Here is an 18,861-nt window from a genome sequence, read left to right as displayed (position 1 = left end):
TGTCCTTCGGTGCGCTGCGGGGCGCCGGCTCACGGGCCGCCGGACCCCGTACCGGCTCGCGGCGTACGGGCTCGCGACCCGGTGGGCGCCGGCCGGACGCACCGACCGGACCCGCTCCGGCCCGGCGGACGGTCGTGCCCGGGTGCCCCGCATCGGGCGGAGGTCACGGAACCACCCCGATCCCCATGATGTCAGCCCCCGATTCGCCCTGACTCCCCCAACGTACACAAAGTTGAGTCTATTCCACTCAATGAGGCTCTCGCACCCCTCCCGGCCGCCTCCTCGCAGCTCTCGCCCCTCGACCCACCGGACCGGGCCGGACCGGACCGACCGGACCGCGGTGCCGGTCGTCGGGCCGCTCCCCCGCCCCTGCCCGTGCGCCGGCCGTTCGCATACGCTCGCGCCATGGCGACAGACGTGCGCAACCCCGATCCCGCCTATCTCGACTTCTGGCGCGAGCCGCTGCCGTGCACGCTGACCACACCGCGTCAGGACGGCACCCCGCACGTCGTGGCCGTGCACGCCACGTACGACCCGGAGGCCGGGCTCGCCCGGATCATCACCAACACCAGGAGCCACAAGGCCGCCCACATTCGCGCGGCGGGCGAGAGCGGTGCGCGGGTGGCCATCTGCCAGGCGTCCGAGGGGCGTTGGGCGACGCTGGAGGGCGTCGCACGGGTGGTCGAGGACGAGACGGCGGTGGCGGAGGCGGTGCGCCGCCACGCCGAGCGCTACGAGCGCACCCCCGCGCCCAACCCGGACCGGGTCGCCGTGGAGATCACCCTCACCCGGGCGATGGGGAACGTACGGGTGCGCAGGCCGAAGGAGAGGACCCTCACCGGCGCACTGGTCACGCTGCGCACCGTGCGCGACTCGGACGTCCCGCAGCTCGCGGAGATCCGCCGCCGCCCCGAGGTGTACGCGTACTGGCGCGGCGGCGAGGACCTGGTGGCCGCGGTGCGCGAGGACCTGGCCGAGGAGGGCACCGAGACCTTCGCCGTGCTGCACGAGGGACGCGTGGTCGGTGCCATCGGCTGGTACAGCGAGGACGAACCGGACTACCGGCACGCCGGGATGGACCTCTACCTCTCCCCGGCCGTGCACGGAAAGGGCCTGGGGACCGACACGGTCCGCACGCTCGCCCGCCACCTCGTCGAGGAGCACGGTTTCCACCGGCTGGTGATCGACCCCGCGGCCGACAACGCCGCCGCGATCGCCTGCTACCGAAAGGTCGGCTTCCGCCCGGTGGGCACCCTGCGCAAGTACGAGCGGAACGCCGACGGCAGGGGCTGGCACGACAGCCTGCTGCTCGACCTCCTCGCGGAGGAGCTGACCTGACCCGGGGACGACGGGCCGGGCAGCGGAAGCGCGCGGACGGCCGGGGCGCGGACGGCTCGGGCGGTTCCGCGGGGACGGCGCGCACGGCTCCGCGCGTGCGGCAGCGCGGCAGCCGGGGCGGCGGCGGTCCGTCTCCCTGGGCCGACTGCCTTACGCCGCCCCGGCGTTGACCCGCGCGGCTCCGTCCGGAGCACCGCCCAGGGCGGCGTCGTCCCCACTGTCGGAGGCGTCCTTGCCGTCGGACGCGTCCTTCCCGTCCGAGCCCCCGTCGCCGGACGGGCTCGGGTCGCCGGAGGGCTTCTCGTCCTCGGGGGTGGTGGAGGGTGCGGGCGGCGGCGGGATCGGTTCGGCGCCCCCGGGCTCGGAGCAGACGGTGAGCGGCTGGTCCCGGCCCTCCTTGATCTTGACTCCGCAGGCCCGCACCGAGGCGGGGTAGGGCGCGTTCATCATCATCGAGAAGACGTCGCCGTCGTAGCTGATCGCCCGCTCCTCGCTCTGGCTGCCCCTGCGCGGCACCACCCGGGCGATGTCCCCCACCTCGGCGTGGCTGATTCTCGCCCATCCCGCCCGGCAGCTCGGGCTGTAGCGCAGCTCGATGAAGCTGCCGTCGAACTCGCGCAGCGCGGCGGTGTAGGCGTCCAGATCGCATCCGTGGGACGCGGGGTTCTTGCCCTGGCAGTCCTTGCCGACGCAGCCGACCGGCCCGCCGGCGCCGGTGGCCGGGACGTCCCCCTCGGTGTCCCCGCCCGAGCTGAGCCGCAGCGCGGTGAAGCCGCCCAGCAGCAGCACCGCGACCAGCGCCTGCGCCAGCGCGGCCCGACGGGTGCGCAACACGGCGGGCACGGCGCTCTCCAGCCGTCGCACGCGCCGCTCCTCGCGCACGCCGCCACCACCGCCGAGCAGCTCCGTGCCGGAGTGCCCGGTGGTGCCGGTGGGGCCGGAGACCTCGCGGGCGCCGAGCGCGGCGGTCTCCTCGCGACCGCCGTCCGTCAACTGCTCGTCGTCCGCCTCGCGTTCGGCGGCCCGGTGGCGGGCCTGTGCGGCCAGGTCCCACAGGAGCAGCAGCCGGTCCGGTTTGACCCCGACGGCGCGTGCGAACGCCGCGACCGCGGTGCGCGGCGGAAACTTCTTGCCGTTGAGGTAGCGCTCCCAGGAGGACTTGCTGACACTGGTCCGCTCGGCCAGAGCCGCCAGCGTCAGTCCGCTGCGGGTACGCAACTCCCTCATGTTCTCGGTGAGTTCGCGAACACTTTCCGATACGCCATGATCTGTGCGCTCTTCGCCTGACATCCCACGCCCCGGTAGGTCCAACGTTCCGCTCATGTCTAGCAGTGCCGGGCGCGGAGATCGACAGCTCCGCCCGGAACGGCACCGGGTCCAGCGCCGCCCCACCCGTCCCACAGCGTCCCACGGCGGGGCTGGGACAAGGCCCGAAACCGCAGATCACGCCCGCTGCGGACGGCGGTCGTCCCAGCGCGGCGGCATCGGGCTGGTGGCGGTCCCCCCAATTTCCGCACAGTGAGGGCGTCTTGAGGACACGGCCACGGACAACGGCCGCCGCACGGACTCGTACGACGGCCGCCCCACGCACCCGGGCCGGCCGCCACCGCCGTACACCACCCACGGGAGTACGCCCATGCGCAGGACGTTCAGAACCACGGTCGCGGCCGTGGCGGTCGCCGCCTCGGCCGCACTCGGCGGAGGTCTGCTCACCGCCGCCCCGGCAGTCGCAGCACCCCTCGCGGAGAAGAGCACCGCGAGCAGCCAGAGTTCGGCGCGCTCGAACCTGAGCGTGGCGAGGGGATACATGAACCTCAGCCACACCCAGTTCGCCGGACTGAAGAAGGTCAAGCCCTTCAACTGGACGAACAACGGCTGCTCGGTGCCCACCGGCTACGCGCCGTACATGAAGACCTTCACCAGCTCCTGCAACCAGCACGACTTCGGCTACCGCAACTTCGGCTCCGCCACCAAGGGGCTCAAGCTCGACCCCACCAGGACGGCGAAGAACTGGATCGACGCCCGCTTCAAGGCGGAGATGCGCCGCGCCTGCAAGACCAAGTACAAGAAGGGCAACCCGCTCAAGCTGTGCAACACGGCAGCCGCCGCGTACCACCTCGCGGTGAACACCGCCGGGGACAAGCACTTCTTCGGCTGACCCGGGGTCGCCGGACGGCGGGCGGACGCGGAACACGGGGGTGTTCGCGTCCACCCGCCGTCCGAGTTTCCGCATCCGCGTTTCCGCACCCGTCCGTCGACCCGCCTGTCCGCACCCGTCCGTGCCTCCGTCGGTGGTTCCGCGCCCGCACCCCGTACGCCGCGTCCCGCGCCGTCCCATCACCGCTGACCTGGGACGACGCCGCGCTGCGGGGCTCGGTGAAGCGGCCTACGCTGGAAGAGGCGCGAAAGCGCCCGAACCGGTCGACGCCGCACCGCCGGAGGACGTGATGGATGTACTCGTACTGATCGGACGGCTTCTCTTCGTCCCGCTCTTCCTGGGATCGGCCGTCGGGCATCTGACCAAGAGCGGGGACATGGCGCAGTACGCCGCGGCCAAGGGAGTCCCCGCGGCGAGGCTCGCGGTGATCGGCAGCGGTCTGCTGCAACTGGTCGCCGGGCTGAGTCTGCTGCTCGGCATCTGGCCGGACCTGGGAGCGCTGCTGCTCGTGCTGTTCCTGCTGCCGACGGCAGTGCTGATGCACAACTTCTGGGCCCAGAGCGACCCCGGGGCGAAGACGGCCGAGACCCTGCACTTCCAGAAGGATCTCGCGCTCGCGGGGGCGGCGCTGATGCTGTTCGCCTTCTTCGCACACCTCGGCGACGATCTCGGCCTCACGATGACCGGCTCGTTCTTCGACCTCTCCTGACCGGCCTTCCGACCGGCCGCGGTCCGCGCGCACCCGAGACGTCCGTCGAACGCGAACACCCCGCGCCGCCGGCCCGAACGGGGCGCGGCGCACGGGGTGTTCCCCTCACACGCTACGGACGGGGGGCCGTGCTCACAGGTCGAACTCGTGCGGCGGGATGCCGAGCGCGAAGCAGGCCTCCCTGACGACCGCACGCTCGTCCTGGTCGAAGTCGCCGTCCGCACCGCCGATGACGATGCCGATCTGGACGACCGCACGCGCCTCGGTGGGCTTCTTCTCCAGCTTGCCGACGATCTGCATCAGCTCGACCTTGTTGAGCTCGTAGTCGGCGGTCAGCTTCTGGCAGTTGTCGTCGAAACGGCTCTGCAGGTCCTGCGGCGGGAAGTTGCGGAGAACGTCGTTGCTCGCGATCAGCGCGGAGACCCGCTGACGCTCCGCCGGGTCGATCGAACCGTCGGCGGCGGCCACCAGCGCGCACATGGCCATGCTCGCGTCACGGAAGCCGCCGCTCTTCAACTCGTTCTTCTTCTCGTTGAGTTGAGACTGCATCGTCGATGCGGATTCCTTGATCCGGTCCCACAGCGCCATCTGGCTCTCCCTCGGCTCGGTGAACGGACTCCTCGGCCCGCTCCGTCTCCTCGGAAGCTACCAACTCGCGGCGCCCGCACCCCGGGCGTGGCCGAATACCGACCCACCCGGGGCCGTTCTCGGCGGGCCTCAGTCCCGTCCGGCACGACCCGGCGTACGCGGCTCCCCGCCCGCGTGCGCGGTTCCCCGCCGCGTACGCGGTTCAGCGCGCCCAGGACGGCTTCAGCTCATCCTCACGCGCCCGTCTGCGGTGCCGCAGGGTGAACAGCAGCGTCAGCACGACGCCCGCGGCAGCCCACGCGCCCAGCACCAGCAGCGGCCCGCCCAGCGCCGCGTTCTGGAAGTACGCGATCGACCGCGCGCTCCAGGTGGCGGCGCCGGTCGGCAGCAGCGGACCGATCTCCCGCCAGAACGTCGGCAGCAGCGGACCGCCGTACGCGCCGCCCGCGCTGGGGTTGCCGAGGACGACGACGAGGAGGATCGCCAGTCCGATTCCCACCGTGCCGGCCAGCGACTGGAGCGCCAGCGTCGCGGCGCCCACCGCGAAGACCGTCAGCGCACCGAGGCCCGCCATCGGCAGCACACCGCCCGGCAGCGCGTCCAGCAGCGGTCCGGCGATCAGCGCCCCGCCGAGCCCGGCGAGCAGCGAGTAGACCACGACCGCCGCCAACCGCACCCCGGCCCTGCGGACGGTGCTGGGACGTGCGCCATAGCTCATCGCCAGTACGGCCGCGCTCAGATAGCCGCCCACGCACCAGCCGATCGCCAGGTAGAACGCCGAGAGGCCACGACTGTCGCCGGTGCGCGCCGGCACCAGGTCCTCGGTGCGCAGCTCTCGGTTCTCCTCCCGCTGGACGCGTTCGAACACCTCCTCCAGCGCCTGCGCGGTGGAGGCGCCGGCCGCGCCGGCGACCAGCAGGGTGTCGGTGCGCCCGCCCGGGTCCACGACCCAGACCCCGTCCACCTCGCGCTGCCGCAGCCGCCGCTCGGCGCTCTCCCGGTCGGAGGTGCCGCGCACGACGTCCAGCGGCCGTCCGTCCAGCGCGTCGAGCCGGCGTTCCAGCTCCGGCCGGGACCGGTCCGGGGCGACGACGTCGATCGGGACGCGCTGCGGGTCGGGCCGGTGGAAGGCGCCGATGTAGGAGGCCACGAAGGCGAGTTGGAGGAGCAGCACCCCGAGCATCAGCAACGCGGCTCTGGGGGTCACCGCCCCGCCAAGGAGCCCGCCGGAGCGACGCCCGCTCTCCCGGTGCCGCCCCGCCGTACGGGTGTCCTCGTCAACCCTGCGCGCTCCCATGCGGCCAGGCTTGCGGCCCCCGCACCGCGCCGCACACCGGCGTCCGCCATACGGCTGACCCGCGCGCCGCCCACCGCGCCGGCGGCGGCGCACCCCGGCCCACGGCCGCACATCCGCGACGCGCCCACGCCCGGACGCCGCACCGCTGCCCGTACGCCCGCGACACCTCGCCGGGACGCGACGCGCGGCGGTCGGGCTCCGCGCCTCACGCGCCGCCCCGACCGCCGCGCCGGATCACCGCACGGGATCACCGTGCCGGATCACCGGCTCGTCCGGTTCAGACGCCGATGCGTCGGCCGTCCTTGCGCCAGACCGCCACGACCGACGGCCGGTTGATCTTTCCGGGGCCGTCCGGCCACCGGGAGCCGGGCTTCTCCGCGGAGGCGTCGTCCAGCTCGCCCGGGTGCTGCACGGCGACCAGGACCCGGTCCTCCTGAACGATCGGCCCACAGGTCTCCGCGCCCTTGGGAACGGTCAGGAACTGCTTGACCTCACCGCGGCGTTCACCCGCCGTGGCGACGCCGAACAGGCCGTCGTGGCTGCCGAGGGCGTTGCCGTCGGTGGATATCCACAGGTTGCCGTACGGGTCGAAGGTGAGGTTGTCCGGGCAGGAGATCGGCGAGACCTTGTCCTTGGGGTAGCCCGCGAAGTACGTCGACTCGTCCTCGGGGTCGCCGCAGACCAGGAAGAGGCGCCAGACGAAGCCGTCGGAGGACGGGTCGTCCCAGTTCTCGGCGATCTCCAGAACGTGGCCGTGCTTGTTCTCGATGCGCGGGTTGGCCTCGTCGGGGCCCGCGCCGTCGTCCACGCCGCGCGCGGTGTTGTTGGTGAGCGCCGCGTAGATCCGGCCGGTGCGGGGGCTCGGCTCGACGTCCTCGGGGCGGTCCATCTTGGTGGCACCGACCTTGTCACCGGCCAGGCGGGTGAAGAGGTAGACCTCCTCGGCCGTCATGCCGTCGACGAACGACTCGTCGCCGCTCGCCAGCGGGATCCACTCGCCCGTACCGTCGAACTCCCCGTCGCTCGGCAGCTTTCCGGAGCCGTCGATCTCCTTCTTCGGGCTGTCGCCGGTGAGTTTGGCGACGTAGAGCGTGCCGTCGTCCAGCAGCGTCATGTTGTGCGCGCGGTCGGCGCGTGACCTGCCCTTGCGCACACGCTTGTTGGAGACGAACTTGTAGATGTAGTCGAAGCGCTCGTCGTCACCGCTGTAGACGACCGGGCGGCCGTCGGCGGTCAGCTGCGGCTCGGCGCCCTCGTGCTTGAAGCGGCCGAGCGCCGTGTGCTTGACGGGGGTCGAGTCCGGGTCGTACGGGTCGACCTCGACGACCCAGCCGAACCGGTTGGCCTCGTTGGGCTCCCGCGCCAGGTCGAAGCGGGTGTCGAACTCCTCCCAGCGGCGGGCGGTGGCGCCCTCCTCGAAGCCGTATCGCTTGAGCCGCGCGGCGGCCTCGGCGTCGGTCACCTTGTCGAGGTTGCCGAAGTACTGGTTGAAGTTCTCCTCGCCGGAGAGCACCGTGCCCCAGGGCGTGGTGCCGCCGGCGCAGTTGTTGAAGGTACCGAGCACCTTCGTGCCGGTGCGGTCGGCCGAGGTGCGCAGGAGTTCGGAACCGGCCGCGGGGCCGGTCAGCCTGAACTCCGTCCGGCTGTGGAAACGACGGTTCAGCTTGTGCCGGGGAACTGCCTTCAGCTTTCCGGTCTTTCGCTCCTCCTGCACCACCACGACACTCAGACCGTGCGCCGCTTGGGCGATCTCGACCTGCTCCTTGGTCGGCTTCTCCGGGTCGTATCCCCGGAACATGATCTCTTCGTTGGTGTACTCGTGGTTCGCGAAGAGAACTTGGCGACCGTGCTCGCCCGGAAGAGGAAGCAGAGTGAGGAAGTCATTGTTGTAACCGAACTGGCCCGCCTGTGCCTTGGCGGACTGCTTGTCGGCGTCGAAGTCCGGCGCGCCGCGCAGAATGGGGTCGCCCCAACGGATGACCAAATTCTGGTCATAACCGGACGGTACGGTCACCGCATCCTTGGTGTTGGGCTCAACGGGTCGGAAACGCAGCCCCTTTGCACCGTCCGGCCTGCCCGGCCGGCCGGCCGCGCCCGCCTTCTCCACCGGCGCCGCGCCCGCCGTCGAGCAACCGCTCAGCGCCGCACCACCGGCGACCGCGACCGTAGCCACCGCGCCGGCGCGCAGCATCGAGCGGCGCGACAGCGCCCCGGCGACAATGTCGCCGAAGTACGAGTTGTCACTCTTGTTGGGCACTTCCTTGAAACAAGCGTCACCACACCGGTAGTGACAGGTCATTGCAGAGCGTCCACCACTAGGGTGCTGACTAATCAGCGGAAGCAGCTTGCGCATGGGCCCCTCCAGATCCGTACGCCATCACATCCATACGGGGCGTGAAGTTATTGGTCAGGACCGTCCCGTGGACAACTCTTCGGTGAACGCAGCATGAAACCCGGGAAGCTGTGGCCGATGCGGTATCCGCCGTGATCGACCTCTACTCTTGCCGAACCGCCCAGCGCACGCATCTGATCGAAAGGCGCACTCCCCATGGGTATAAGGAGTCTCCTGCGGAATCTCTTCGGCCGCTCGGCGGAACCGAAACGGGAGCCGGAGCCCTCGCCGGCTGAGCAGCACGCAGTACCGCAGACTGCGAAGGACCAGAACGACACCGATCCCACCACCGACCGGCCCGCCGGGACCGGCGCGACCGCCGCGGCAGACAGCCCGGCCCCGGAAGCGACGGACACGGCTGACACGGCTGACACGGCGAACGCCTCGGACGCCTCGGACGCCTCGGACGAGAAGGCCCCGGCGGCCTCGACGGAGCCGGCGGACCGTACGGACTCCCCCGCCACCTCGCCGAGTTCGGCGGAGAACCGGGACGACGAGGACGACGAGGACGACAACCGCGTACCGTCGCCACGTTTCGCGGCGGACGACGCCCGTTCGGAGAACGGCGGTTCGGAGGGCGTCAGCTCCTCCGGCCGTACGACCTCGGCGGACTTCCTGGACTCCGTGGCCGGCGCCGGCCACGAGGAGTCGCCCGACCTCGGCACCGTCGAGCCGACCCGCCCGGCAGCCGCGAGCGCGGCAACCGACACACCGGCGGCCGACACCACTGCCGACTCCGACTCCGACTCCGACTCCGACGCGAACGACGACACGAACGACGTCGACAAGCCGGAGACGGCGGACACGAAGGCACCGGCCGCGGACGCGAGTTCCGCGGACGCACAGCCCGAGGCCGCCCAGCCCGAGGCCGCGCAGGCCGCGAAGCCGGAGACCGTCGAACCGGAGACCGGCACCCAGGAGGCCCAGGAGACTGCGGAGCCCCAGGAGGCCCCGGAGCCCCGGGAGGCTGCGGAGCCGCGCACCGCGACCGTTCCGCACCAGGCCAGCGAGCCGACCGAGGCGACCACCCGGGCCACCACCGAGACCTCGGAGAACGCCACCGCCGCCGTCTCGCTGGAGAAGGTCACGGCCACGGCGCCCGGGCTGATCAGCCTGTACAAGGCCGCCGCCGTCTCGCTGGAGAAGCGCGGCATCGCCGGTCAGCGGGCCGCCGTCTACCTCGTGCTCGACCGTTCCGGCTCGATGCGCAGGTACTACAAGGACGGTACGGTCCAGCACCTCGCCGAGCAGGTCCTCGGGCTCTCGGCCCACCTGGACGACGACGGCACGGTGCCGGTGGTCTTCTTCTCGACCGAGATCGACGGCAGCGACGAGATCGACCTGACGAACTACAGCGGCCGGGTCGAGGAACTCCACGCCTCCTACGGGCACATGGGCCGCACCAACTACCACCGTGCGGTCGAGGCGGTCATCGAGCACTACGAGCAGTCCGGCGCCACCGACCCGGCGCTGGTCATCTTCCAGACGGACGGTGCGCCCACCAGCCGCGCCGCCGCCGAGAAGGCGCTGTGCGACGCGGCGAGCAAGCCGCTGTTCTGGCAGTTCATCGGCTTCGGCGACCCGAAGTCGGCCGGCCTGAACTTCCTGCGCAAGCTGGACTCCGGCCTGCCGGTGCCGGAGCGGCGCGCGGTGGACAACGCGGGCTTCTTCCACGCCGGTCTGGAGCCGCGCTCGCTCTCCGACGCGGAGCTCTACGACGCGCTGACCGAGGAGTTCCCGCAGTGGCTGGAAGCCGTTCGGGAGGCTCAGATCCACGCATGATCCGCTGATCCGGCGGGCCGGCACGGGCGGCGTGCGCACCGATCTCCGGTGCGTGCGCCGCCCGTTGCCGTACTCGCACGTGCGGCCGCCCGCGAACGCCGAGGCCCGGCGCTCCCGGCCCCGCCCGCCGCGAAACCGCGGCGCGGTCGCGGGCACGGCTCGGATACCATAAATGCGGCCGTTCGGCCACAACTGATCACTGACGGTAACGACTTGGGAGCAGCCGCAATGGCTCGACACCTCATCACCAGCGCCCTTCCCTACATCAACGGGATCAAGCACCTGGGCAACATGGTGGGGTCCATGCTCCCGGCGGACGTCTACACGCGCTACCTGCGTCAGCGCGGCCACGAGGCGCTGTACATCTGCGCCACCGACGAGCACGGCACCCCCGCCGAGCTCGCCGCCAAGGAGGCCGGACTGCCGGTCGCGGAGTTCTGCGCCCAGCAGCACGAGGCGCAGAAGGCGATCTACGACGGCTTCGGGCTCGCCTTCGACCACTTCGGCCGCAGCTCCTCCCCGCAGAACGCCGAGATCACCCAGCGCATCGCCCGCAGCCTGCACCGGAACGGCTTCATCGAGGAGCGCGCCATCCGCCAGGTGTACTCGGTCGCCGACGACCGCTTCCTGCCGGACCGCTACATCGTCGGCACCTGTCCGCACTGCGGCTACGACAAGGCCCGCGGCGACCAGTGCGAGAACTGCACCCGCGTCCTGGACCCGACGGACCTGCTGGAGCCGCGCTCGGCCATCAGCGGCAGCAGCGAGCTGGAGGTCCGCGAGACCAAGCACCTCTTCCTGCGCCAGTCCGCGCTGGCCGGCGAGGTCGAGGCGTGGATCGACGAGGTCGGCGAGGAGTGGCCGACGCTCGCCTCCTCCATCGCGCGCAAGTGGCTCACCGAGGGCCTCCAGGACCGTTCGATCACCCGTGACCTGGACTGGGGCGTGCCCGTACCGGCGGACACCTGGCCGGAGTTGGCCGCCGAGGGCAAGGTCTTCTACGTCTGGTTCGACGCCCCGATCGAGTACGTCGCGGCGACCAAGGAGTGGGCGGACTCCGCTCCCGACGAGAACCGCGACTGGGCGTCCTGGTGGTACGGGGACGCGGCGGCGGACGTGCGCTACACCGAGTTCATGGCCAAGGACAACGTCCCCTTCCACACGGTGATGTTCCCGGCGACGCTGCTCGGCACCCAGGAGCCGTGGAAGCGCGTCGACTACGTCAAGGCGTTCAACTGGCTGACGTACTACGGCGGGAAGTTCTCCACCTCCCAGCGCCGCGGCATCTTCACCGACGCCGCGCTGGAGCTGCTGCCGGCCGACTACTGGCGCTACTTCCTGATGGCGCACGCACCCGAGTCGGACGACACCAGCTTCACCTGGGAGCTCTTCTCGGCCACCGTCAACAAGGACCTCGCCGACACCCTCGGCAACTTCGTCAACCGCGTGCTCTCCTTCTCCCGCAAGCGCTTCGGCGACGAGGTGCCGGCCGGCGCCGAAACGGGCGAGGCCGAGCGGCAGTTGGGCACCGAGATCTCCCGGCTGCTGGCGGAGTACGAGGAGCACATGGAGGCGCTCCAGTTCCGCAAGGCCGCGCACGCGCTGCGTTCGCTGTGGAGCGCGGGCAACTCCTACCTGGAGGAGAAGGCTCCCTGGCTGGAGATCAAGACCGACCAGGACGCCGCCGCACTGACCCTGCGCACCGCGATGAACCTCATCCACCTCTACTCGGTGGTCTCCGAGCCGTACATCCCGACCGCCGCCCGGGCGATGCGCAACGCCTTCGACCTCCCGGCCGACGACGCGACCTGGGTGAGCGCCGAGCAGGCCGCGGCGCTGGACGCGGTCCCCGCCGGTACGCCGTTCACGGTGCCGCCGGTGCTCTTCGCCAAGCTGACCGAGGACGACCTGGCCGGTTACCGCGAGCGGTTCGGCGGCGGCGAGGAGTGAGCCGCGCGGGCCCGGCAGCGGGCCCGCGCCTCCGCAACAGCTTCCCGTGAGGGCGGTGTCCGGCCGACCGGACACCGCCCTCACGCCGTCGCCCCCGCCCCGCCGGACCCGCTCGGTCGCCTCACTCGGCCCAGCGGGTCCGATGCCCGGTCGCTCAGTCGGCCAGCTTGCCCCTGAAGGTCCCGCTCGCGAAGTCCAGCTGGATCGTGTACTTCGTTCCCGGGATCACATCGGTCGCCAGCACCCGCCACTTGTTCAGCGTTTCGGCCTTCTTCAGGCCCTTCCAGGGAGCGCAGAAGTCGTTGCCGCCGGTCGGCTTGAAGCAGATCCGCGAGCGCAGGGTCGAGGCGTTGCCCCAGGTGGTGATCTTGAGGTTGATGTCGCCGCACTTTCTCGGATTGGCGGTCCAGTACGGCCCGAAGGTGTGCGCGGCCTCGTCCGAGCCCATGGCGAACGTGACGTTTGTGGCGCTGCCGTAGCAGGTCGCCGCCTCCGCCCCGCCGCTCGCCCGGTCCGGTGCGGGCGCCGCCGTCGCGACTCCCGTACCTGCCGTCACGCCGACGCCGACGGACAGGGCCAGTCCGCTCGCCACCGCCGCGCTCCGCAACCGCCTGCTGATCCCGTTCATGGTTCCCCCCGAGTCGTGGTGCCGTCGTGGGACGGGCCTTCGGCGGCACGCCCCGCCCGTACCGTCGCGCACCACGGCACCACCGGGAACCTCGGAACTCTGAGGCAACCATGGGCCGTCGTGCCCGTCCCAGCAGCTATGCACTCGATGTATACATGGCGTGTATAGTCCTCCGCGTGGTCCAGTCATACGTGCTCCCGGTCCAAACCGCCGCGACGGTCTTCCCGCTGCTCGCGCTGCTGCTCTTCCTGCCGAGCGCAGTGGTGCTGTACCGCAGACACGGGGTGCTCTCGCGCTGGCGGGCGCTCTCGCTCTGCGCCTTCGGGTACTACCTGCTGACCGCGGTCTGCCTGACGCTCATCCCGCTGCCACGCCTCACTCCCGACTTCTGCCGACGCTTCGCGGCCAAGGCCGACCCCGAGTGGACACCGGGCCACACCTTCACCGACATCTGGCGGGAGGCCGGCAGCGACATCACCGTGAAGACGCTGGTCCTCCAGAACCCCGCCGTCGCCGGCGCGCTCTTCAACCTGCTGCTGCTCCTGCCGCTCGGCCTCTTCCTGCGCTATCACTTCCGGCGGAACCTCGCGACGACCGTGGCGCTCGGATTCGGGCTCTCGCTCCTCTTCGAGGCCACCCAGGGCACCGCCCTGTGGGGCGCCTACCCCTGCCCCTACCGGCTCTTCGACGTCGACGACCTGCTGACCAACACCGCCGGCGCCGCCCTCGGCTGGTTCCTGGCCGGCCCGCTGCTTCGGCGGCTGCCGAGCATGGCTTCGTTCGACGCGAAGGCGCTGGCCCGTCGACCGGTCCCCGTCGGGCGCCGACTGACCGCGCTGACCGTGGACATGATCGGCGTCGGCGCGGTGACACTGGTCGGCCTCGCACTCGGGCTGCACCAGCGCGGCCTCACCCCGGCCGTGGTGCTGGGCACACCGCTGCTCGTCTTCGTCTGCTGGTTCGGCCTCGCCCCGTGGGCGACCGGCGCGACCCCCGGAAAGCGCCTGCTGCGACTGGAGTTGGTCGACGACGCCGGCCAACGGCCCGCGCTGTGGCGCCTGTTGCTGCGCTCGCTGCCGCACGGAGTGCTGCTCACGCCGATGCTGGCCCTCGGTGCACTGGCCGGTGTCGACCTGCTGGTCAGCCGGTCCCTGGTCGACTCGCTGCGGGAGGCGCGCGCCGACGGCGTACTGGCACTCTTCCTGCGCGTACTGCTGCAGGACCCGTCCGTGGTGCTGATGCTCCTGCTGCCCGCGGCGCTGATGCTGATCGCCGCACACGGCGGACTGCGCGGCCGCCACGAGGCCCTCTCCGGCGTCCGCAACCGCGCGCTCCCCCAGCCCGCGCCCGCCTCCCGGCCCGCACCGACGCAGCCGGGCGCCCGGGCAGAGGACTTCACCGGGCCGCGCCCCCGGCCCGCGGACGGCGAGCCGTACGGGCAGCCGGCACCACGGCCGTACGCGGAGCGGGAGGACCCCGGGCCCGCACCGGGTCGCCCGACGGGCCGGGGGCCGGACACGGCGCGGCGGGAGCACATCGGCGCGGGCAGCCGCTGACCCCGGCCGGCGAGGCCGACCGGAACGCACCGGACCGGCCACGCCGGCACCGCGCCGGAACGAGTCGGAACGAGTCGGAACGAGTCGGAACGCACCAGAACGCACCAGAACGACGCCGGAACCGGAAACGGCACCGGCCGGGGTCGGTCCCGCGACGGGACCGGCCCCGGCCGGTGGAGCGGGGCCGCCCGACTCGGCGGCCCCGGTGCCGTTACTTGTTCGTCTGCGGCGGCTTGCGCAGCGAGAGGTGCAGCTCGCGCAGACGGGCGTCGTCGACCTCGGTGGGCGCGCCCATCAGGAGGTCCTGCGCGTTGCCGTTGAGCGGGAAGGCGATGGTCTCGCGGATGTTCGGCTCGTCCGCGAGCAGCATCACGATCCGGTCGATGCCGGGGGCGATGCCGCCGTGCGGCGGGGCGCCGAACTTGAAGGCGCGCAGCATGCCGCCGAACTCCGCCTCCACCGCCTCCTTGTCGTACCCGGCGATCTCGAACGCCTTGTACATGACCTCGGGTTCGTGGTTCCGGATCGCGCCGGAGGAGAGCTCCACGCCGTTGCAGACGATGTCGTACTGCCAGGCCAGGATGTCCAGCGGGTCCTTGCCCTCCAGCGCCTCCAGGCCGCCCTGCGGCATCGAGAAGGGGTTGTGGGAGAACTCGATCTTTCCGGTGTCCTCGTCCTTCTCGTACATCGGGAAGTCGACGATCCAGCAGAAGCGGAAGACGTTCTCCTCGAAGTGGCCGGTGCGGCGTGCGGCTTCCACCCGCACCGCGCCCATGATCTTGGAGACCTCGTCGAACTCGCCGGCGCCGAAGAAGATCGCCGCACCGGGCTCGGCGCCCAGCGTGCCGAGCAGGGCGGTGGTGTTCTCCTCGGTGAGGAACTTGGCGATCGGGCCGGTCAGCGTCCGGTCCTCGCCGACCCGCACCCAGGCCAGGCCCTTGGCGCCCTGCTCGACCGCGAAGTCGCCCATGCGGTCGAAGAACTTCCGCGTCTGGTCCGCGGTGTCCGGAACCACCAGCGCACGGACGTGCTTGCCGGCGAACGCCTTGAAGTCCGAACCGGCGAACACGTCGGTGACATCGGCCAGTTCAAGCTTCGCCCGCAGATCGGGCTTGTCCGAGCCGTACTTGAGCATCGCCTCGCGGAACGGGATGCGCGGGAACGGCGAGGTGGCCTCCCGGCCGCCGCCGAACTCCTCGAAGATCTCGCTCATCAGCTTCTCGACGACCTGGAAGACGTCCTCCTGCTCGACGAAGCTCATCTCGACGTCGAGCTGGTAGAACTCGCCCGGCGAACGGTCCGCGCGGGCGTCCTCGTCGCGGAAGCAGGGCGCGATCTGGAAGTACCGGTCGAAGCCGGCGATCATCAGCAGCTGCTTGAACTGCTGCGGCGCCTGCGGAAGCGCGTAGAAGCGGCCGGCGTGCAGCCGCGAGGGGACGAGGAAGTCGCGCGCGCCCTCGGGCGAGGTCGCGGACAGGATCGGGGTCGCCATCTCGTTGAAGCCGAGGGCGGTCATCTTGTGCCGGATCGCGGAGATGACCGCGGTCCGCAGCAGGATGTTGCGGTGCATCCGCTCGCGGCGCAGGTCGAGGAAGCGGTACTCCAGGCGCTTCTCCTCGTTGACCCCGTCCTCGGTGTTGATGGTGAACGGGATCTGCTCGGCGGCGCCGAGGACCTCGACGTCGGAGACCTCGATCTCGATCTCGCCGGTCGGCAGCTCGGGGTTGACGTTGTCCGCGCCGCGGGCGACGACCCGGCCGTCGATCCGTACGACGCTCTCCTTGCTCAGCGAGCCGAGCGCCTCGTTGGCCGGGGTGCCGGGTCGGGCGACGAGCTGGACCAGGCCGTAGTGGTCACGCAGGTCGATGAAGAGGATGCCGCCCAGATCGCGCCGATTGTGCAGCCAGCCGCTCAGCCGGACGTCGGTGTCGATGTCCTGCGATCGAAGCTCGCCGCAGTGGTGGGACCGGTACCGGTGCATCATTCATCCAAGTCGTCAGGTCAGTGTCGTCGGTGGAGACGCGCCTTCCTCCCCGGCCGGCGGCCGGTGCCGTCCGTTGCCGCGATGCCCGCGCGATCCGCCCCTCAGACTACCGCCCTGGCCGTCGCTGCCGGGCGGGAGCGGCAGGTAGTCCATACAGTGGCCCCATGCGCAGCGAGGACGTCCTGGCCGCCACCGGAACCGGCATCTGGCGCTGGGACCACTCCGCCGGATCCGTCATTCTCGATGCCACGTCCGCCGAGCTGCTGGGGCTGCCCGCCCGCCCCACCCGCGCGGTCGAGTCCACGCTGCGCTCCTGCTTCCACGTCGTCGACTTCGTGGAGCTGAGCGGGATCGTCACGCTCGCGCTGGCCGAGGGGCAGATCGCCGAGGCGCTGCTGCGGGTGGTGGACTCCAGCGGCGCGGTGCGGCGCACGGTGCGCGCCCGTATCCGCCCGTACAGCGAGGGGACGGCCTCGCAGGCGACTGCGGGGCCCTTCAGCCTGATCGGCACTCTCTCCCAGGTGCCCGATCCCTCCCAGGGCCAGACGCAGATCACCGGCGACTGGCGGCGCTCCCGGGAGGCGTTCCTGCTGGACGCGGGCCGGGCGCTGGCCGAGGCACGGTCCACCGACGAGGTCCTGCGGGTGGCGTCCGGTCTGTCGATGCCGGGCTTCACCCCGTCGGGGCTCGCGGTGTTCGGCGTCGACGGCGACCGGCTGACCCTCGTCGGGCTGCACGGCCACGACCACGGGCCCGATCTGCCGATCACCGAGATCCCGCTCGACACCGCCTATCCGGCCGCCGATGTGGTGCGCAGCGGACGGGCGGTCTATCTGAGCAGCCCGGAGGACTACCAGCGCCGCTACCCGCTGACCTGGCCGTTGGCCAAGGCGTTCGGGCGCCGGGCGTGGGCGTTTCTGCCGCTGGTGGTGGCGGGGCGCACCACCGGGGCGTGGATGGCGTCCTTCGAGCACCCGACCCCCTTCACACCGGACGAGCGCGCGGTGCTCACCACGGTGGCGCGGATGCTCGCGCAGGCGCTCTCCCGGGCCTATCTGCACGAGAGCGAACGCGAGTTCACCGACGGACTGCAACGCACCATGCGGCCGACCCGGTACCCGGACATCAAGAACATGACGGTCGCCGGCCGGTACGTGCCGACCGGCGGCGGCCTCCAGGTGGGCGGCGACTGGTACGACGTCATCCCGCTCCCCTCGGGCCGTACCGCGCTGGTCATCGGCGACGTGCAGGGCCACGACGTGCGCGCGGCCGGGGTGATGTCGCAGCTGCGGATCGCGCTGCGGGCGTACGCCGCCGAGGGGCACCGGCCGGAGGCGGTGCTCGCCCGGGCCTCCCGCTTCCTGGCCGGGATGGCCTCCCCGGTCGAGCAGGGCCCGGAGGACGAACCCGCCGACGAGCGGTTCGCGACCTGCCTCTACATCGAGGCCGATCCGCTGCTCGGCACCCTGGACATCGCCCGCGCGGGCCATCTCGACCCGGCCGTACGGCTGCCCGACGGCACACTGCTGGTGCGGCCGACCGCGGGCGGGCTGCCGCTCGGCATCGCGCCGGGCGGCGACCGCCACTCGCCGGGCAACGGCGACTACCCCACGACCCGGCTGGTCCTCGAACCGGGCGAGACGCTGATGCTGTGCACCGACGGCCTGGTGGAGACCGGCGGGCACGATGTGGAGACCGGCTGGTCCCGCATCCGCGAGGTCTTCCGCGCGCAGGCCGCGGAGCAGTCCGCGGATGACGGCGGCCGGCCCGACCTCGACGGCCTGGCGGACGCCCTCGTACAGGCTGTGCACGGTCCGACCTCGCACCACAACCGGGGCCCGCTCGCCGACCGCAGGGAGGACGACATCGCCCTGCTGCTGGTGCGCCGGGACGACGGCCGGGCCGCTCCGCTCACCGCCCGCCGTACGGTCCTCACCGTCTCCCAGGCGGACGCGGGCCGGGTCGCGGCGGCCCGGCACCAGCTGCAGGAGATGCTCTACGACTGGGCGGCCGGAGCCCACGACTCCCCCGGCGAGAGCGAGTTGATGCCCGGGGTGGAGGGCGCGGCGGAGTCGGTGGGCGACGCCGCGGCGAACGCGGTGGACGGGGCGGTGCTGATGCTCTCGGAGATGCTCACCAACGTACTCGTGCACACCGACGGCGACGCGCTGATGGTCGCCGAGGTCACCGGGGAACCGGGCACCAGGGTGCTGCGGGTGGAGGTCTCCGACCAGTCCGACGAGCTGCCGCACCGCCGCGATCCGGGCGAACTGGCCTCCTCCGGGCGGGGGTTGGTGCTGATGGACCTGCTCGCCGGTTCCTGGGGCGTCGATCCGCGCGGCGAGGGAAAGGTCATCTGGTTCGAGATGCGCGAGGACTCCCCGGCGCCGGTCTGGGAGTGACCGGCGCCCGGGAGCCCGGGACGCCTCGCGCGGTGCCGACGCCCGCGCACCCGCCGTCGGGCGTGCGCGCCGGCGTC

General features: G+C 71.7%; 13 protein-coding genes and 1 pseudogene. 8 read left to right on the top strand and 6 right to left on the bottom strand.

Features of this window, described 5'->3' with window-relative positions:
• Positions 1 to 405 precede the first annotated feature (405 nt).
• Both MTQ01_RS02545 and MTQ01_RS02540 read left to right on the top strand, forming a co-directional pair.
• Positions 406 to 801: pseudogene (locus tag MTQ01_RS02545) on the top strand (pyridoxamine 5'-phosphate oxidase family protein); the annotation flags it as partial.
• Positions 796 to 1,338, top strand: a complete 543-nt coding sequence (locus MTQ01_RS02540; RefSeq protein WP_247487679.1) for a GNAT family N-acetyltransferase — start codon at positions 796 to 798, stop codon at positions 1,336 to 1,338. The pseudogene MTQ01_RS02545 and the gene MTQ01_RS02540, both read left to right, overlap by 6 nt.
• 150 nt (positions 1,339 to 1,488) lie before the next feature.
• On the opposite strand, the gene MTQ01_RS02535 is transcribed toward MTQ01_RS02540, so the two are convergent.
• Positions 1,489 to 2,565 (bottom strand): helix-turn-helix domain-containing protein, encoded by a 1,077-nt coding sequence (locus MTQ01_RS02535; protein WP_247486639.1) that lies wholly within the window; start codon positions 2,563 to 2,565, stop codon positions 1,489 to 1,491.
• A gap of 409 nt (positions 2,566 to 2,974) precedes the next feature.
• Between MTQ01_RS02535 and MTQ01_RS02530 the strand changes: the two genes are divergently transcribed.
• On the top strand, positions 2,975 to 3,496 hold the full coding sequence (locus MTQ01_RS02530) for a phospholipase A2 (RefSeq protein ID WP_247486638.1): 522 nt from the start codon (positions 2,975 to 2,977) through the stop codon (positions 3,494 to 3,496).
• Between the two features lie 289 nt (positions 3,497 to 3,785).
• Entirely contained in the window at positions 3,786 to 4,205 is a 420-nt protein-coding gene (locus MTQ01_RS02525; protein WP_247486637.1) for a DoxX family protein, read from the top strand.
• A 132-nt stretch (positions 4,206 to 4,337) separates the two neighbouring features.
• Here MTQ01_RS02525 and MTQ01_RS02520 read toward each other — a convergent pair whose 3' ends face one another.
• The 3 genes from MTQ01_RS02520 to MTQ01_RS02510 all read right to left on the bottom strand — a co-directional run bounded on the left by MTQ01_RS02520 (position 4,338) and on the right by MTQ01_RS02510 (position 8,443).
• Positions 4,338 to 4,793, bottom strand: a complete 456-nt coding sequence (locus MTQ01_RS02520; protein WP_247486636.1) for a tellurite resistance TerB family protein — start codon at positions 4,791 to 4,793, stop codon at positions 4,338 to 4,340.
• A gap of 202 nt (positions 4,794 to 4,995) precedes the next feature.
• Positions 4,996 to 6,090 carry an ABC transporter permease gene (locus tag MTQ01_RS02515; protein ID WP_308294348.1) on the bottom strand — a complete coding sequence of 365 codons (1,095 nt, stop codon included), beginning with the start codon at positions 6,088 to 6,090 and terminating at the stop codon, positions 4,996 to 4,998.
• Positions 6,091 to 6,367: 277 nt separating this feature from the next.
• Positions 6,368 to 8,443 (bottom strand): PhoX family phosphatase, encoded by a 2,076-nt coding sequence (locus MTQ01_RS02510; protein WP_247486635.1) that lies wholly within the window; start codon positions 8,441 to 8,443, stop codon positions 6,368 to 6,370.
• 195 nt (positions 8,444 to 8,638) lie between these two features.
• Here MTQ01_RS02510 and MTQ01_RS02505 point away from each other — a divergent pair, with 195 nt between their 5' ends.
• Both MTQ01_RS02505 and metG read left to right on the top strand, forming a co-directional pair.
• Positions 8,639 to 10,264, top strand: a complete 1,626-nt coding sequence (locus tag MTQ01_RS02505) for a VWA domain-containing protein (protein ID WP_247486634.1) — start codon at positions 8,639 to 8,641, stop codon at positions 10,262 to 10,264.
• Positions 10,265 to 10,492: 228 nt separating this feature from the next.
• Positions 10,493 to 12,214 carry a methionine--tRNA ligase gene (gene metG, locus MTQ01_RS02500; protein WP_247486633.1) on the top strand — a complete coding sequence of 574 codons (1,722 nt, stop codon included), beginning with the start codon at positions 10,493 to 10,495 and terminating at the stop codon, positions 12,212 to 12,214.
• A 154-nt stretch (positions 12,215 to 12,368) separates the two neighbouring features.
• On the opposite strand, the gene MTQ01_RS02495 is transcribed toward metG, so the two are convergent.
• On the bottom strand, positions 12,369 to 12,842 hold the full coding sequence (locus tag MTQ01_RS02495) for a hypothetical protein (protein WP_247486632.1): 474 nt from the start codon (positions 12,840 to 12,842) through the stop codon (positions 12,369 to 12,371).
• A 176-nt stretch (positions 12,843 to 13,018) separates the two neighbouring features.
• On the opposite strand from MTQ01_RS02495, the gene MTQ01_RS02490 reads away from it, so the two are divergent.
• Positions 13,019 to 14,398, top strand: coding sequence for a VanZ family protein (locus MTQ01_RS02490; RefSeq protein ID WP_247486631.1), 1,380 nt, complete (start codon positions 13,019 to 13,021; stop codon positions 14,396 to 14,398).
• Positions 14,399 to 14,609: 211 nt separating this feature from the next.
• Here the strand turns inward: MTQ01_RS02490 and aspS are convergent, their stop codons facing one another.
• Positions 14,610 to 16,379, bottom strand: a complete 1,770-nt coding sequence (gene aspS, locus MTQ01_RS02485; RefSeq protein ID WP_247487674.1) for an aspartate--tRNA ligase — start codon at positions 16,377 to 16,379, stop codon at positions 14,610 to 14,612.
• A 167-nt stretch (positions 16,380 to 16,546) separates the two neighbouring features.
• On the opposite strand from aspS, the gene MTQ01_RS02480 reads away from it, so the two are divergent.
• Entirely contained in the window at positions 16,547 to 18,784 is a 2,238-nt protein-coding gene (locus MTQ01_RS02480; protein WP_247486630.1) for a SpoIIE family protein phosphatase, read from the top strand.
• Positions 18,785 to 18,861: the final 77 nt, after the last annotated feature.

This window comes from Streptomyces sp. XM4193, assembly GCF_023072595.1.
Taxonomy (GTDB): Bacteria; Actinomycetota; Actinomycetes; order Streptomycetales; family Streptomycetaceae; genus Streptomyces.
The sequence above is the reverse complement of the archived record's forward strand: the minus strand, read 5'-3'. Positions and strand labels throughout refer to the sequence as shown.